Consider the following 15,774-nt stretch of genomic DNA (forward strand, 5'->3'; position numbering starts at 1 on the left):
GTGTCACTTTCGCTTTGGCAGCAGTGTCTTGCCCGATTGCAGGATGAGTTACCAGCCACAGAATTCAGTATGTGGATCCGCCCGTTGCAGGCGGAACTGAGCGATAACACGCTGGCTTTGTATGCGCCAAACCGTTTTGTGCTCGATTGGGTAAGGGACAAGTACCTTAATAACATCAATGGATTGCTGAACGATTTCTGTGGGTCAGATGCCCCGCAGCTGCGCTTTGAAGTGGGCACAAAGCCGGTCACCCAAACCGTACGTGAAACCGTGAACGTCGCAGCGCCTGCTCAGGCCGCTCCTGCTCCGGCCCCTCGCGTCGCACCCGCTCGTCAGGGCTGGGATAATGTCCCTGCACCGGCTGAGCCAACCTACCGCTCTAACGTTAACGTGAAACACACGTTCGATAACTTCGTTGAAGGTAAATCGAACCAGCTGGCGCGCGCGGCGGCTCGTCAGGTTGCTGATAATCCCGGTGGAGCCTACAACCCGCTGTTCCTTTATGGCGGCACGGGTCTGGGTAAAACGCACCTGCTGCATGCGGTGGGCAACGGCATCATGGCGCGCAAGCCCAATGCCAAAGTGGTGTATATGCACTCCGAACGCTTCGTTCAGGACATGGTAAAAGCCCTGCAAAACAATGCGATCGAAGAGTTTAAACGCTACTATCGTTCCGTTGACGCGCTGCTGATCGATGACATCCAGTTCTTTGCCAATAAAGAACGATCGCAGGAAGAGTTTTTCCACACCTTCAATGCCCTGCTGGAAGGCAATCAGCAGATCATTTTGACCTCGGATCGTTACCCAAAAGAGATCAACGGCGTTGAAGATCGTCTGAAATCCCGCTTCGGCTGGGGCCTGACCGTGGCGATCGAGCCACCGGAGCTGGAAACCCGCGTCGCGATCCTGATGAAGAAAGCCGATGAAAATGACATTCGCCTGCCGGGTGAAGTGGCGTTCTTCATTGCCAAGCGTCTGCGCTCCAACGTCCGTGAGCTGGAGGGGGCACTGAACCGCGTTATCGCCAATGCCAACTTCACCGGTCGTGCGATTACCATCGATTTTGTGCGTGAAGCGCTGCGCGATTTGCTGGCATTGCAGGAAAAACTGGTCACTATCGACAATATTCAAAAGACGGTGGCTGAGTACTACAAGATCAAAGTGGCAGATTTACTGTCTAAACGTCGTTCCCGCTCGGTGGCGCGTCCGCGTCAGATGGCGATGGCGCTGGCAAAGGAGTTAACCAACCACAGTCTGCCGGAAATCGGGGATGCGTTTGGTGGCCGTGACCATACGACCGTGCTGCACGCTTGTCGCAAGATTGAGCAGTTACGCGAAGAAAGCCACGACATAAAAGAAGATTTTTCCAATCTAATCAGAACATTATCATCGTGACGCTATGAAATTTACCGTTGAACGTGAACATTTATTAAAACCGCTGCAACAGGTGAGTGGCCCATTAGGCGGCCGCCCAACGCTGCCTATTCTCGGAAACCTGCTGCTTCAGGTCGCGGACGGTACGCTGTCGCTGACCGGTACAGATCTGGAAATGGAAATGATCGCGCGCGTTACGCTGACGCAGCCGCACGACGCGGGCGCGACCACGGTTCCGGCACGTAAATTCTTTGATATCTGCCGCGGGCTGCCGGAAGGCGCTGAAATCGCCGTGCAGCTGGAAGGCGACCGTATGCTGGTGCGTTCTGGCCGCAGCCGTTTCTCGCTCTCCACGCTGCCAGCAGCGGACTTCCCGAACCTGGACGACTGGCAGAGCGAAGTTGAATTCACCCTGCCTCAGGCGACGATGAAGCGTCTGATTGAAGCCACGCAGTTTTCCATGGCGCATCAGGACGTTCGTTACTACTTAAACGGCATGCTGTTCGAAACCGAAGGTGAAGAGCTGCGTACCGTGGCAACCGACGGCCACCGTCTGGCGGTCTGTTCTATGCCGATTGGCGACTCACTGCCAAACCATTCGGTGATCGTGCCGCGTAAAGGGGTGATTGAGCTGATGCGTATGCTCGACGGTGGCGACACGCCGCTGCGCGTGCAGATCGGCAGCAACAACATCCGCGCACACGTGGGCGACTTTGTCTTCACATCGAAGCTGGTTGACGGCCGTTTCCCGGATTATCGCCGCGTATTGCCGAAGAATCCGGACAAAACGCTGGAAGCAGGCTGCGACAGCCTCAAGCAGGCCTTTGCCCGTGCCGCCATCCTCTCTAACGAGAAATTCCGCGGCGTGCGCCTGTACGTGAGTGAAAACCAGATCAAAATCACCGCTAACAACCCGGAGCAGGAAGAGGCAGAAGAGATTCTGGACGTCACCTACGCCGGGGCTGAGATGGAAATCGGCTTTAACGTCAGCTACGTACTGGATGTGCTGAATGCGCTGAAATGCGAAAACGTGCGCATTCTGCTGACCGACTCCGTTTCAAGCGTACAGATTGAAGATGCCGCATCACAGTCGGCTGCCTATGTTGTTATGCCAATGAGACTGTAATGTCGCTCACCCGTCTGTTGATCCGCGACTTTCGCAATATCGAAAGCGCGGATCTCGCTTTATCCCCTGGCTTTAACTTCCTGGTTGGCGCAAACGGCAGCGGCAAAACCAGCGTGCTTGAGGCCATCTATACGCTCGGCCACGGTCGGGCGTTTCGCAGTTTGCAGATTGGTCGCGTCATTCGCCATGAGCAGGAATCCTTTGTTCTGCACGGGCGTTTGCAGGGCGAGGAGCGGGAGACCGCCATCGGCCTGACCAAAGATAAGCAGGGCGACAGCAAGGTGCGCATCGACGGCACTGACGGCCATAAAGTGGCGGAGCTGGCGCTGCTGATGCCGATGCAGCTGATAACGCCCGAGGGGTTTACTTTACTCAACGGCGGCCCCAAATACAGAAGAGCGTTCCTCGACTGGGGATGCTTTCACAACGAAGCCGGTTTCTTTAACGCCTGGAGCAACCTGAAGCGTCTGCTCAAGCAGCGTAACGCCGCGCTGCGCCAGGTTACCCGTTACGCCCAGCTGCGTCCGTGGGACATGGAGTTAATCCCTCTCGCGGAACAAATCAGCAACTGGCGTGCCGAATACAGCGCTGGTATCGCCGAAGACATGGCCGACACCTGCAAACAGTTTTTACCTGAATTCTCTCTCACCTTCTCCTTCCAGCGCGGCTGGGAGAAAGAGACGGACTATGCCGAGGTGTTAGAGAGAAGCTTCGAGCGCGACCGCATGTTGACCTATACCGCGCACGGCCCGCACAAGGCGGATTTCCGCATTCGTGCTGACGGTGCGCCAGTGGAAGACACGCTGTCGCGCGGGCAGCTCAAGCTCCTGATGTGTGCGCTGCGCCTGGCACAGGGAGAGTTTCTGACCCGCGAGAGCGGAAGACGCTGCCTGTACCTGATAGATGATTTTGCCTCGGAACTTGACGACGCGCGGCGCGGGCTGCTTGCCAGCCGCTTAAAAGCCACGCAGTCGCAGGTTTTCGTCAGCGCCATTAGCGCTGAACACGTTATAGACATGTCGGACGAAAATTCGAAGATGTTTACCGTGGAAAAGGGTAAAATAACGGATTAACCCAAGTTGAAATGAGCGAGAAACGTTGATGTCGAATTCTTATGACTCCTCCAGTATCAAAGTCCTGAAAGGGCTGGATGCGGTGCGTAAGCGCCCGGGTATGTATATCGGCGACACGGATGACGGCACCGGTCTGCACCACATGGTATTCGAGGTGGTAGATAACGCTATCGACGAAGCGCTCGCGGGTCACTGTAAAGACATCGTGGTCACCATCCATGCGGATAACTCCGTCTCCGTCACCGATGACGGTCGTGGCATCCCAACCGGTATTCACCCGGAAGAGGGCGTCTCTGCGGCGGAAGTGATCATGACCGTCCTGCACGCAGGCGGTAAGTTCGACGATAACTCCTATAAAGTTTCCGGCGGCCTGCACGGCGTAGGTGTTTCGGTAGTAAACGCCCTGTCGCAGAAGCTGGAGCTGGTTATCCAGCGCGAAGGCAAAATCCACCGTCAGCTTTATACGCACGGCGTGCCGCAGGCACCGCTGGCCGTCACTGGCGACACCGACAAAACCGGTACCATGGTGCGTTTCTGGCCGAGCCTCGAAACCTTCACCAACGTCACCGAGTTTGAGTACGACATCCTGGCGAAACGCCTGCGTGAACTGTCGTTCCTGAACTCCGGCGTCTCGATTCGCCTGCGCGACAAGCGTGACAACAAAGAAGACCACTTCCACTACGAAGGCGGTATCAAGGCGTTCGTTGAGTATCTGAACAAGAACAAAACGCCTATTCACCCAAATATCTTCTACTTCTCCACCGAAAAAGACGGTATCGGCGTGGAAGTGGCGCTGCAGTGGAACGACGGTTTCCAGGAAAACATCTACTGCTTTACCAACAACATTCCACAGCGTGACGGTGGTACTCACCTTGCAGGCTTCCGTGCGGCGATGACCCGTACCCTGAACGCCTACATGGACAAAGAAGGCTACAGCAAGAAAGCGAAAGTCAGCGCCACCGGTGACGATGCCCGTGAAGGCCTGATTGCCGTGGTTTCCGTGAAGGTGCCGGATCCGAAGTTCTCCTCACAGACCAAAGATAAGCTGGTCTCTTCTGAGGTGAAATCGGCGGTTGAGCAGCAGATGAACGAACTGCTGAGTGAATACCTGCTGGAAAACCCGTCCGACGCGAAAATCGTGGTGGGCAAAATTATCGATGCGGCGCGTGCCCGTGAAGCGGCGCGTAAAGCGCGTGAAATGACACGTCGTAAAGGCGCGCTGGACCTGGCAGGCCTGCCGGGCAAACTGGCTGACTGTCAGGAACGCGACCCGGCATTGTCCGAACTGTACCTCGTGGAAGGGGACTCCGCGGGCGGTTCTGCGAAGCAGGGCCGTAACCGTAAGAACCAGGCGATTCTGCCGCTGAAGGGTAAAATCCTCAACGTTGAGAAGGCGCGCTTCGACAAGATGCTCTCTTCTCAGGAAGTGGCGACGCTCATCACCGCGCTGGGCTGCGGCATCGGCCGTGACGAGTACAACCCGGACAAACTGCGCTACCACAGCATCATCATCATGACCGATGCGGACGTCGACGGCTCGCACATTCGTACGCTGCTGTTGACCTTCTTCTATCGTCAGATGCCTGAAATCGTTGAACGTGGCCACGTCTACATTGCCCAGCCGCCGCTGTACAAAGTGAAGAAAGGCAAGCAGGAACAGTACATCAAAGATGACGAAGCGATGGATCAGTACCAAATCGCGATCGCCCTTGATGGCGCGACCCTGCACGCGAACTCGCACGCCCCTGCACTGGCCGGTGAGCCGCTGGAGCGTCTGGTATCCGAGTTCAACGCCACGCAGAAAATGATCACGCGTATGGAACGCCGTTATCCGAAAACGCTGCTGAAGGAACTGGTTTATCAGCCAACCCTGACCGAAGCAGATCTGAGCGACGAGCAGACCGTCACCCGCTGGGTGAACGCCCTGGTGACCGATCTCAACGAAAAAGAGCAGCACGGCAGCCAGTGGAAATGCGATATTCAGCAGAATGCCGATCAGCAGTTCGAGCCGATCGTTCGCGTGCGTACCCACGGCGTCGACACCGACTACCCGCTGGAGCACGAATTTGTGACCGGTCCGGAATACCGTCGTATCTGCACGCTCGGCGAGAAGCTGCGCGGCCTGATCGAAGACGATGCGTTCATCGAACGTGGCGAACGTCGTCAGCCGGTAGCCAGCTTCGAGCAGGCGCTGGACTGGCTGGTGAAAGAGTCCCGTCGCGGCCTCGCGATCCAGCGCTATAAAGGTCTGGGCGAAATGAACCCGGAGCAGCTGTGGGAAACCACCATGGATCCGGAAAGCCGCCGCATGCTGCGCGTTACCGTTAAGGACGCGATTGCTGCAGACCAGCTGTTCACCACCCTGATGGGCGATGCGGTTGAACCACGTCGTGCCTTCATCGAAGAGAACGCCCTGAAAGCGGCAAATATCGATATTTAATCGACGTTATACCGCACGATAACTGGCCGCGCGTTTAGCGCGGCTTTTTTATGGGCGCAGGCATATCCAGCGACATCACGGATGGTAAACGGCTCGCCAGCGTATCTATCGCTATTCTTACCCTCAGCGGCAGATGCGGCGTCTGCTGCCACACGGCATGAACGTTGAAATGCACATCCGGTGCCTGCTTCAGGAGCGGGACGAGTTTACCCTGGTGAATATCTTTGACGACCATCCAGCAGGGCAGCCATGCAATGCCGTGTCCGGCCAGCGCAGCGTCGCAGATCGCCTGCAAATCATCCATATTGAGTGATGACCGGGGTGTAAAGGTGTGCGACGTTCCTTCGTTATCCATCAGCTGCCAGGAAAACACTCTGCCTGCGCTCAAATAGTTGATGGCCGTATGCTGGGATAAATCATTAACGCTTTGTGGGTGGCCTTTCTTCAGCAGATACTCCGGCGTGGCGCACAGCACCATGCGGTGTTCTCCCAGCTTTCTGGCGACCAGCACGCTGCTGTCCTGAAGCGTGCCATTACGCACCGCCATATCAAACCCTTCCTCCACCAGATCCACCACGCGGTCGCTGAACGACATTTCAAGCTCAAGCCCGGGGTGTTCCTGCGCCAGTTCAATCAGCAGCGGCGCGACGCACTGGCGGCCAAACAGTACCGGCATGGCAACGCGCAGGCGGCCGCTGACCTGCTGTTTCCCCGTTTCAAGCAGCGACTCTGCGCCCCGAATCTCCTCCAGCGCGCGCAGGCAGCGTTCATAAAAAAGGGCGCCGTTATCGGTCAGCCTCTGGCTGCGGGTGGTGCGCTGAAAGAGCCGTACTCCAAGGCGTTCCTCTAGGCGAGCAATGCTTTTTCCCACCGCCGAGCGCGACAGGTGCAGGCGAACTGCGGCCTGTGCAAAGCTTCCTGCCTCCACGGCAGCGACAAAAACAGGAATATCCTTCAGCGTATCGGTCATGGATTGTATCCATTCAGGCATCAATAAAGAGAAAACTTATCGCCACTGGTGACGAAGAGTCAACGCTAGACTGTCGGTACTGAAGCTTATTTGATCGCAGGAGAGAGAAATGACAGAGACAATGCAACGCTGGACGATGAGCACCCTCGGGCGCGAGAGCCTCACGCTTATTCAGGAGCCCATTCCACAGCCAGGTCCGGGTGAAGTGCGCGTACGGGTGAATGCCGTCGCGCTCAACTATCGCGACAAAATGGTGATTGAAGGCACGATGCCGATTCCTCTTTCCTTCCCGTTTACCCCGGCGTCTGACATGGCGGGCGTCGTCGACAGCATTGGTGAAGGCGTCACGCGTTTCCAGCCAGGCGCCCGCGTCATCTCAACCTTCTTCCCGGAGTGGATCGACGGTAAACCGCAGGCTGACGCGCGCAATTTGCCCTATAAAACGTCCGGCGGATACTTCCAGGGAATGCTGGCCGAGTACGTGATTGTGAAGGAAGACGCGCTGGCGGCCTCCCCGGAGACCCTGGATGACGCCGAGGCCAGCACCTTACCCTGCGCAGGGCTTACCGCCTGGTTTGCGCTGGTGGAACGCGGCCAGCTGCGCGCCGGGCAATCGGTGCTGGTACAGGGAACGGGCGGCGTGGCGATTTTCGCCCTGCAAATTGCAAAAGCGCACGGCGCGGAGGTGTTTGTCACCTCGGGGAGCGATGAAAAACTGGCGCTGGCCAAAACGCTGGGGGCCAGCCAGGGCATCAACCGTCTGAAAGGCGACTGGGCTGAAAATACGCTGGCGCTGACTCAGGATCGCGGCATAGACCATATTATTGAAACCGTGGGCGGGGAGAACCTGAAGCATTCCCTGCGCGCCGTTGCCGTTCATGGACGCATATCGGTCATTGGCGTGCTGGCCGGGTCTGACATTTCGCTCTCTGCTGGCGAACTGTTGCTGAAATCTCCCGTCATTCAGGGGATCGGCGTAGGCCCCCGCAGGGCGCTGGAAGATTTCGTTCGCGCTGTTGACGTCACGGGACTGAAGCCGGTGATTGAGCATCGCTACCGCTTTAACGAGCTTGAACAGGCACTTGAACATCTGGATCGCGGCGCGTTCGGTAAAATCGTTCTCACCCGCGAGTAAGCCTTTGTTCCCCGGAATAAACGTAAAAGGGGTGTTCCTGTTGCGCAATGTAGCTCTATTTTTGTGTGCTTAATCGCGTTAGCATGAGGCAGCACTCATTTATCCCGGGGAACTCATGGCTATCAAACTCATTGCAATCGATATGGACGGCACGCTGCTGTTGCCGGACCACACCATTTCTCCAGCTGTTAAAAACGCGATCGCCGCGGCGCGCGCAAAGGGCGTGAATGTGGTCCTAACCACGGGGCGTCCGTATGCGGGCGTGCACAGCTACCTGAAAGAGCTGCACATGAATCAGCCTGGCGACTACTGCATCACCTATAACGGCGCGCTGGTACAGAAAGCCGCGGATGGCAGTACGGTTGCGCAAACCGCGCTAAGCTACGATGACTACCGGTTCCTGGAAAAACTGTCCCGTGAGGTGGGTTCCCACTTCCACGCTCTCGATCGCAATACGCTTTACACCGCCAACCGTGATATCAGCTACTACACGGTACATGAATCCTACGTTGCGACCATTCCGCTGGTGTTCTGTGAAGCCGAGAAAATGGACCCGGCGACCCAGTTCCTGAAAGTGATGATGATCGACGAGCCGGAGATCCTGGATAAGGCGATTGCACGCATTCCGGCCGAGGTGAAAGAGAAATACACCGTGCTGAAAAGTGCGCCGTACTTCCTCGAAATACTCGATAAACGCGTCAATAAAGGCACCGGCGTTAAATCGCTGGCCGACGCGCTGGGCATCAAGCCGGATGAAATCATGGCGCTGGGCGATCAGGAAAACGACATCGCGATGATTGAATTCGCGGGCATGGGCGTGGCGATGGATAACGCTATTCCGTCGGTGAAAGAAGTGGCTAATTTTGTCACCAAATCCAACCTCGAAGACGGCGTGGCCTACGCGATCGAGAAGTTTGTGCTGCAATAACGCTTATTTTTAATCATCTGCCTCGGTTATCACCCGGGGCTTTTTTTTGCGCTGAATTTATTGAATTGTTCTTTTTGTGATCTTGATTGTAGTACAACATTAAATAATTGTACTACATTGCAGCCATGACAAAGACGAACTCCCTCACGTTTGTACTGCAAAAGTGAGGTGAAATTCAGCGGTCGCGGTAAAGTAGTGATGGACATACAGAGCACAAGGACTCTCCATGACACTCAATAAAACCGATCGCATCGTCATCACGCTGGGCACACAGATTGTGGGTGGCAAATACGTTCCCGGTTCGCCGCTGCCGGCAGAGGCCGAACTGTGTGAGGAGTTTGAAACCTCGCGCAACATCATCCGGGAAGTATTCCGCTCGCTGATGGCGAAGCGGCTGATTGAAATGAAGCGCTATCGCGGCGCGTTTGTTGCCCCGCGTAACCAGTGGAACTATCTCGATACCGACGTGCTGCAGTGGGTGCTGGAAAACGACTACGACCCGCGGCTTATCGGCGCGATGAGCGAAGTACGAAACCTGGTTGAACCGGCCATCGCCCGCTGGGCGGCGGAACGCGCAACTTCCGGCGATTTGGCCCAGATCGAGTCGGCTTTAAACGACATGATCGCCAATAACCAGAACCGGGAGGCGTTTAACGAGGCAGATATTCGCTACCACGAAGCGGTGCTGCAGTCGGTGCATAACCCGGTATTACAGCAGCTTAGCGTAGCGATCAGCTCGCTACAGCGAGCAGTATTTGAACGTACCTGGATGGGCGATGAGGCCAACATGCCGAAAACGCTCCAGGAACATAAAGCGCTGTTCGATGCGATACGGCATCAGGACGGCGATGCGGCAGAGCAGGCGGCACTTACCATGATTGCCAGCTCGACACGAAGGCTGAAGGAAATCACATGACATCTCGCTACATCGCAATTGACTGGGGATCGACCAATCTGCGCGCCTGGCTGTATCAGGGCGAGCAGTGCCTGGAAAGCAGGCAATCAGAAGCAGGCGTGACGCGCCTGAACGGTAAATCCCCCGAGGTGGTGTTAGCAGAGGTCACACAAAACTGGCGCGACAGCGCCACGCCGGTGGTAATGGCGGGAATGGTAGGCAGCAATGTAGGCTGGAAAGTTGCGCCTTATCTGCCGGTTCCCGCCCATTTCTCCGCGATTGGCGAGCAGTTAACGTCCGTTGGCGACAATATCTGGATTATTCCCGGCTTGTGCGTTTCTCGCGACGACAACCACAACGTGATGCGCGGCGAAGAGACGCAGCTGCTTGGCGCGCGCGTGCTTTCTCCTTCTTCTGTCTACGTCATGCCCGGAACACACTGCAAGTGGGTCCAGGCTGACGCTGAGCAAATCCACGACTTTCGCACCGTAATGACCGGCGAGCTGCACCATTTGCTGCTCAACTATTCGCTGGTCGGGGCCGGTTTACCTGAGCAGGAAGCCTCGGCAGAGGCGTTTGCTGCCGGGCTTGAACGTGGGATCGCTTCTCCTGATGTCTTGCCGCACCTTTTTGAGGTTCGCGCCTCGCACGTGCTGGGAAATCTCCCGCGCGAGCAGGTCAGCGAGTTTCTTTCTGGCCTGCTGATTGGCGCTGAGGTTGCCAGCATGCGTGATTTCATCGCGCACGAGCAGGCCATCACCATTGTCGCAGGCGCATCGCTGACGCCGCGCTACGAGCAGGCGTTTCGCACCGTTGGGCGTATCGTTTCAACGCTATCCGGCGACACGGCATTTCAGGCAGGAATAAGGAGCATCGCTCATGCAGTGGCAAACTGATCTTCCCCTTATCGCAATTTTGCGCGGCATCACGCCCGATGAGGCGTTAGCCCACGTCGGCGCGGTTATTGACGCCGGGTTCGACGCGGTGGAAATCCCGCTTAACTCTCCGAAGTGGGAAAAAAGCATTCCGGCCGTGGTGGAGGCCTTCGGCGATAGGGCGCTGATTGGCGCAGGCACAGTGTTACGGCCTGAGCAGGTGGATGAACTGGCGAAAATGGGCTGCAAGCTTATCGTCACGCCCAACATTCAGCCTGAGGTGATCCGCCGCGCGGTAGGTTACGGCATGACCGTCTGCCCGGGCTGCGCCACCGCCACGGAAGCCTTTACTGCCCTTGAAGCAGGCGCACAGTCGCTCAAAATTTTCCCGTCATCGGCTTTTGGTCCGGACTACATCAAAGCGCTGAAAGCGGTATTGCCCGCCAGCGTGCCGGTCTTTGCCGTGGGCGGCGTAACGCCAGAAAACCTGGGCCAGTGGATGAGCGCTGGCTGTGTGGGCGCGGGGCTGGGAAGCGATCTTTATCGTGCCGGACAGTCCGTGGAGCGTACCGCACAGCAGGCGGCAGCATTTGTGAAAGCGTATCGAGAGGCAGTGAAATGAAAATAACCAAACTCACCACGTACCGTTTACCCCCGCGCTGGATGTTCCTGAAAATCGAAACCGATGAAGGGGTTGTGGGCTGGGGCGAACCGGTGATTGAAGGGCGGGCGCGTACCGTAGAAGCGGCGGTGCACGAGCTGGGTGAATACCTGATTGGTCAGGATCCTGCGCGCATTAACGACCTTTGGCAGGTAATGTACCGCGCGGGCTTCTACCGCGGGGGGCCGATCCTGATGAGCGCCATCGCCGGCATCGACCAGGCGCTGTGGGATATCAAAGGCAAAGTGCTGAACGCGCCGGTATGGCAATTGATGGGCGGCCTGGTGCGCGACAAAATCAAAGCCTACAGCTGGGTCGGCGGTGACCGTCCTGCGGAAGTGATTGATGGCATCACGCAGCTGCGCAACATCGGCTTCGACACTTTCAAGCTCAACGGCTGCGAAGAGATGGGCATTATCGACAACTCGCGCGCGGTAGACCGGGCGGTGAATACCGTGGCGCAAATCCGTGAAGCCTTCGGCAACGAGATTGAGTTTGGCCTGGATTTCCACGGCCGCGTCAGCGCGCCGATGGCCAAAGTGCTAATCAAAGAGCTGGAGCCGTATCGTCCGCTGTTTATCGAAGAGCCGGTGCTGGCCGAGCAGGCCGAGTACTACCCGAAACTGGCTGAACAGACCCACATTCCTATCGCGGCGGGTGAACGTATGTTCTCGCGCTTCGAGTTTAAACGCGTGCTTGAAGCGGGCGGCATAGCGATTCTGCAGCCGGACCTTTCTCACGCGGGCGGCATCACCGAATGCTATAAAATTGCCGGGATGGCCGAAGCTTACGATGTGGCGCTGGCACCGCACTGCCCGCTTGGCCCGATCGCGCTGGCTGCCTGTTTGCACGTCGACTTTGTCTCCCGCAATGCGGTGTTCCAGGAACAGAGCATGGGGATTCACTATAACAAGGGCGCGGAACTGCTCGATTTTGTGAAAAATAAAGAAGACTTCTGCATGGAAGGCGGTTTCTTTAAACCGTTAACGAAGCCGGGCCTTGGCGTGGAAATTGACGAAGCCAAAGTCATTGAGCTGAGTAAAAATGCGCCGGACTGGCGCAACCCGTTGTGGCGTCATGAGGACGGCAGCGTAGCGGAATGGTAATCGCCATCCCGTAGACCCGATAAGCCTCCGGGCAAAAATCATACATACAAAAATATAACCCTCTGTAAATTACAGGGCATGGTGAGCGGCTTCGCTATGCCCAAAATCTGGAGACAGATTGCGATGGATATTCCAGTTACCGCTACAAAAACCGGGCGTCGCCGCTACCTGACGCTGATTATGATCTTTATTACCGTGGTCATTTGCTATGTAGACCGCGCCAACCTTGCCGTGGCATCGGCCCATATCCAGGAAGAGTTTGGCATCACCAAAGCGGAAATGGGCTACGTCTTTTCTGCGTTTGCCTGGCTGTATACGCTCTGTCAGATCCCGGGCGGCTGGTTCCTTGACCGCGTGGGCTCACGTTTGACCTACTTTATCGCCATTTTCGGCTGGTCCGTGGCGACCCTGTTCCAGGGCTTCGCGACCGGGCTGATGTCGCTGATTGGCCTGCGCGCGATCACTGGGGTGTTCGAAGCGCCCGCGTTTCCTACCAACAACCGCATGGTGACCAGCTGGTTCCCGGAACACGAGCGCGCTTCCGCCGTTGGCTTTTACACCTCCGGGCAGTTTGTCGGCCTGGCGTTCCTGACGCCGCTGCTGATCTGGATCCAGGAGCTGCTGAGCTGGCACTGGGTATTCATCGTTACGGGTGGGATTGGCATTATCTGGTCGCTGATTTGGTTCAAGGTTTACCAGCCGCCGCGTCTGACCAAAAGCATCACCAAAGCCGAGCTGGACTACATCCGCGACGGCGGTGGCCTGGTGGACGGCGATGCGCCGGTGAAAAAAGAGGCGCGTCAGCCGCTGACCAAAGCGGACTGGAAGCTGGTCTTCCATCGTAAGCTGGTGGGCGTTTATCTGGGCCAGTTCGCGGTGACCTCAACGCTGTGGTTCTTCCTCACCTGGTTTCCGAACTACCTGACCCAAGAGAAGGGGATCGCGGCGCTGAAGGCGGGCTTTATGACCACCGTGCCGTTTCTCGCAGCATTCTTCGGCGTGCTGCTCTCCGGCTGGCTGGCCGATAAGCTGGTGAAAAAAGGCTACTCGCTGGGCGTGGCGCGTAAAACGCCGATCATCTGCGGCTTGCTGATCTCAACCTGCATCATGGGTGCCAACTACACCAACGATCCGGTGTGGATTATGACCCTGATGGCGGTGGCGTTCTTCGGTAACGGTTTCGCCTCTATCACCTGGTCACTGGTCTCATCCCTTGCGCCGATGCGGCTGATTGGTCTGACCGGCGGCGTGTTCAACTTTGTCGGCGGGCTGGGGGGGATCACTGTACCGCTGGTCATCGGCTACCTGGCGCAGGACTACGGCTTCGGCCCGGCTCTGGTCTATATTTCTGCCGTGGCGCTGATCGGGGCACTCTCCTACATCCTGCTGGTGGGTGATGTGAAACGAGTAGGCTAATCCCTGCGGATGTTTTACCCTGATGCACTCACCGTGCATCAGGGTATCCTCATGAAACAAATCACCTTCGCTTCCCGCAACCACCAGCTGACCAACATCAATACCTGGACGCCGGACAGCCAGTGGCTGGTCTATGACGTGCGCCCGTCAGGTGCGTCGTTCACCGGTGAAACCATCGAGCGGGTCAACGTCGGCACGGGTGAGGTGGAGGTGGTTTATCGCGCCACTGACGGCGCGCACGTCGGCGTGGTGACCGTTCATCCGGCACAGGACAAATACGTCTTTATCCACGGTCCGAGAAACCCGGATGCAGACTGGCACTACGATTTTCATCATCGTCAGGGGGTGATTGCGCATCACGGCCAGTTGAGCAACCTGGACGCGATGGATATCACTTCGCCGTACACTCCTGGCGCGCTGCGCGGCGGAAGCCACGTCCATGTCTTCAGCCCGAACGGCCTGCTCGTCAGCTTTACCTATAACGACCACGTGCTCCACGAGCGCGATCCTAAACTTGATTTACGCAACGTCGGCGTGGCGGCGCCTTACGGGCCGGTGAAGCCGCAGGGTAACCATCCCCGCGAATACCCGGGCGCTTACTGGAGCGTGCTGGTCAGCCGCACGACGCCCAATCCGCAGCCGGGCAGCGACGAGATTAACCGCGCTTACGAAGAGGGCTGGGTGGGCAACGACAGGCTGGCGTTTATCGGCGATACCCTGTCTGCAACGGGCGAGAAAGTGCCTGAACTTTTTATTGTTAATCTGCCCGAAGACGAGCAGGGCTGGAAGCGTGCGGGCGATGCGCCGCTACAGGGCACGACGGATACCCTGCCAGCTCCGCCAGCGGGAGTAGAGCAGCGTCGTTTAACCTTTACGCATCAGAGGGCGTATCCGGGTCTGGTAAACGTGCCGCGTCACTGGGTTCGCAGTAATCCGCAGGGGACACAGATTGCGTTTCTGATGCGGGATGATAACGGCATTGTGCAGCTGTGGCTGATCTCGCCGGAGGGCGGCGAGCCGTGCCAGTTGACGCGAAACGGAAGCGATATTCAGTCTGCATTTAACTGGCATCCTTCCGGCGATCGTTTGGGGTTTGTGCTCGAAAATAGGATTGCGTGCTGCGACGCACAGAGCGGAGAGGTGACGTTTTTGACGTCCGATCACGGCAATCCGCCATCTGCTGATGCGGTCGTGTTTTCTCCGGACGGGCGCGTTATTGCATGGATGGAAGAGACAGCCGGTTTCCGTCAGCTTTGGGTAACGGAAACCGCGCAGCGCTAGCGTGGAGGCATGTCAGCGGGCGGGATGACGGCGTTTGTCGCCAGATTCTCCTGCTCGCTTTTTTCTACCCGTGAGCGTACGGAGTTGTCCTTACGAAACATATCCCACGGTAGCAGAAGCGTATCCGCCACGGCCGTAAACGGCATATCGAGGATTACCAGGGATTTGGTGCCCCAGTTTGTATCGTCATCGGAGAGCATCGTCGCGCTGGCTCGCGTCCCCGGATATGTTCCTTCTTTACCGCCGGTGTGAGACATCACGCTCGAACACCCGCAAAGTAAAACAACCCCGCTGAACGTCGTCAGCTTTATCAGAACATTTTTCATCATCACTCAGTCATCGTTAATGGCACTGCATAGACCTTCAACTCAGGGTTATAGCGAGCCTTATCCAAAATGGATAGCCCGATAACCCCGCACTGTGGCAGCCATCGCAATTTAACCCTTTGTGCTGTTGTCCCAGTCTAAGCGAGATGCAGGAAAGTGCAAAAAAAA

At 57.0% G+C, this 15,774-nt stretch carries 14 protein-coding genes; 12 read left to right on the plus strand and 2 right to left on the minus strand.

Features of this window, described 5'->3' with window-relative positions:
* From dnaA to gyrB, 4 genes are read left to right on the plus strand one after another with little or no spacing between them, the layout of a single operon-like run.
* Positions 1-1,395 carry a chromosomal replication initiator protein DnaA gene (gene dnaA, locus AC4IBF_RS00005; protein WP_010426558.1) on the plus strand — a complete coding sequence of 465 codons (1,395 nt, stop codon included), beginning with the start codon at positions 1-3 and terminating at the stop codon, positions 1,393-1,395.
* A 4-nt stretch (positions 1,396-1,399) separates the two neighbouring features.
* Complete coding sequence (gene dnaN, locus AC4IBF_RS00010) at positions 1,400-2,500, plus strand: DNA polymerase III subunit beta (protein WP_008500170.1); 1,101 nt, start codon at positions 1,400-1,402, stop codon at positions 2,498-2,500.
* Positions 2,500-3,573, plus strand: coding sequence for a DNA replication/repair protein RecF (gene recF, locus AC4IBF_RS00015; protein ID WP_325848804.1), 1,074 nt, complete (start codon positions 2,500-2,502; stop codon positions 3,571-3,573). Before dnaN ends, recF begins: the two co-directional genes overlap by 1 nt.
* Positions 3,574-3,601: 28 nt before the next feature.
* On the plus strand, positions 3,602-6,013 hold the full coding sequence (gyrB, locus tag AC4IBF_RS00020) for a DNA topoisomerase (ATP-hydrolyzing) subunit B (RefSeq protein ID WP_143344448.1): 2,412 nt from the start codon (positions 3,602-3,604) through the stop codon (positions 6,011-6,013).
* Between the two features lie 34 nt (positions 6,014-6,047).
* On the opposite strand, the gene AC4IBF_RS00025 is transcribed toward gyrB, so the two are convergent.
* On the minus strand, positions 6,048-6,983 hold the full coding sequence (locus AC4IBF_RS00025; RefSeq protein ID WP_491463090.1) for a LysR family transcriptional regulator: 936 nt from the start codon (positions 6,981-6,983) through the stop codon (positions 6,048-6,050).
* Between the two features lie 109 nt (positions 6,984-7,092).
* On the opposite strand from AC4IBF_RS00025, the gene AC4IBF_RS00030 reads away from it, so the two are divergent.
* From AC4IBF_RS00030 to AC4IBF_RS00065, 8 genes are all read left to right on the plus strand, one after another.
* Positions 7,093-8,118 (plus strand): zinc-dependent alcohol dehydrogenase family protein, encoded by a 1,026-nt coding sequence (locus AC4IBF_RS00030; RefSeq protein WP_491463091.1) that lies wholly within the window; start codon positions 7,093-7,095, stop codon positions 8,116-8,118.
* 115 nt (positions 8,119-8,233) lie between these two features.
* A complete protein-coding gene (gene yidA, locus AC4IBF_RS00035) occupies positions 8,234-9,046 on the plus strand; it encodes a sugar-phosphatase (protein ID WP_133293459.1) in 813 nt (270 codons plus the stop codon).
* 226 nt (positions 9,047-9,272) lie between these two features.
* Positions 9,273-9,962: a D-galactonate utilization transcriptional regulator DgoR gene (gene dgoR / locus AC4IBF_RS00040; RefSeq protein WP_003861109.1), complete on the plus strand. Its 690-nt coding sequence runs from the start codon at positions 9,273-9,275 to the stop codon at positions 9,960-9,962.
* Positions 9,959-10,837 (plus strand): 2-dehydro-3-deoxygalactonokinase, encoded by an 879-nt coding sequence (locus tag AC4IBF_RS00045; RefSeq protein WP_325849573.1) that lies wholly within the window; start codon positions 9,959-9,961, stop codon positions 10,835-10,837. Before dgoR ends, AC4IBF_RS00045 begins: the two co-directional genes overlap by 4 nt.
* Complete coding sequence (locus tag AC4IBF_RS00050; protein WP_248175535.1) at positions 10,821-11,438, plus strand: 2-dehydro-3-deoxy-6-phosphogalactonate aldolase; 618 nt, start codon at positions 10,821-10,823, stop codon at positions 11,436-11,438. Before AC4IBF_RS00045 ends, AC4IBF_RS00050 begins: the two co-directional genes overlap by 17 nt.
* Positions 11,435-12,583, plus strand: coding sequence for a galactonate dehydratase (gene dgoD / locus AC4IBF_RS00055; protein WP_023309812.1), 1,149 nt, complete (start codon positions 11,435-11,437; stop codon positions 12,581-12,583). The genes AC4IBF_RS00050 and dgoD overlap by 4 nt, the downstream gene beginning before the upstream one ends.
* A 78-nt stretch (positions 12,584-12,661) precedes the next feature.
* Positions 12,662-13,999: an MFS transporter gene (locus tag AC4IBF_RS00060; protein ID WP_048702291.1), complete on the plus strand. Its 1,338-nt coding sequence runs from the start codon at positions 12,662-12,664 to the stop codon at positions 13,997-13,999.
* Between the two features lie 51 nt (positions 14,000-14,050).
* On the plus strand, positions 14,051-15,280 hold the full coding sequence (locus AC4IBF_RS00065) for a YidR family protein (RefSeq protein WP_491463092.1): 1,230 nt from the start codon (positions 14,051-14,053) through the stop codon (positions 15,278-15,280).
* Here AC4IBF_RS00065 and AC4IBF_RS00070 read toward each other — a convergent pair.
* Positions 15,277-15,609, minus strand: coding sequence for a YceK/YidQ family lipoprotein (locus AC4IBF_RS00070; protein ID WP_096150942.1), 333 nt, complete (start codon positions 15,607-15,609; stop codon positions 15,277-15,279). The genes AC4IBF_RS00065 and AC4IBF_RS00070 overlap by 4 nt on opposite strands.
* Positions 15,610-15,774: the final 165 nt, after the last annotated feature.

The sequence above is a fragment of the Enterobacter sp. Taxon_8 genome, from assembly GCF_058354585.1.

Bases quoted from the DNA above. Each gene is read 5' to 3' on its own strand.
- dnaN (WP_008500170.1), top strand. From the start codon at position 1,400: ATGAAATTTACCGTTGAACGTGAACATTTATTAAAACCGCTGCAACAG.
- recF (WP_325848804.1), top strand. From the start codon at position 2,500: ATGTCGCTCACCCGTCTGTTGATCCGCGACTTTCGCAATATCGAAAGC.
- gyrB (WP_143344448.1), top strand. From the start codon at position 3,602: ATGTCGAATTCTTATGACTCCTCCAGTATCAAAGTCCTGAAAGGGCTG.
- AC4IBF_RS00025 (WP_491463090.1), bottom strand. From the start codon at position 6,983: ATGACCGATACGCTGAAGGATATTCCTGTTTTTGTCGCTGCCGTGGAG.
- AC4IBF_RS00030 (WP_491463091.1), top strand. From the start codon at position 7,093: ATGACAGAGACAATGCAACGCTGGACGATGAGCACCCTCGGGCGCGAG.
- yidA (WP_133293459.1), top strand. From the start codon at position 8,234: ATGGCTATCAAACTCATTGCAATCGATATGGACGGCACGCTGCTGTTG.
- dgoR (WP_003861109.1), top strand. From the start codon at position 9,273: ATGACACTCAATAAAACCGATCGCATCGTCATCACGCTGGGCACACAG.
- AC4IBF_RS00045 (WP_325849573.1), top strand. From the start codon at position 9,959: ATGACATCTCGCTACATCGCAATTGACTGGGGATCGACCAATCTGCGC.
- AC4IBF_RS00050 (WP_248175535.1), top strand. From the start codon at position 10,821: ATGCAGTGGCAAACTGATCTTCCCCTTATCGCAATTTTGCGCGGCATC.
- dgoD (WP_023309812.1), top strand. From the start codon at position 11,435: ATGAAAATAACCAAACTCACCACGTACCGTTTACCCCCGCGCTGGATG.
- AC4IBF_RS00060 (WP_048702291.1), top strand. From the start codon at position 12,662: ATGGTGAGCGGCTTCGCTATGCCCAAAATCTGGAGACAGATTGCGATG.
- AC4IBF_RS00065 (WP_491463092.1), top strand. From the start codon at position 14,051: ATGAAACAAATCACCTTCGCTTCCCGCAACCACCAGCTGACCAACATC.
- AC4IBF_RS00070 (WP_096150942.1), bottom strand. From the start codon at position 15,609: ATGATGAAAAATGTTCTGATAAAGCTGACGACGTTCAGCGGGGTTGTT.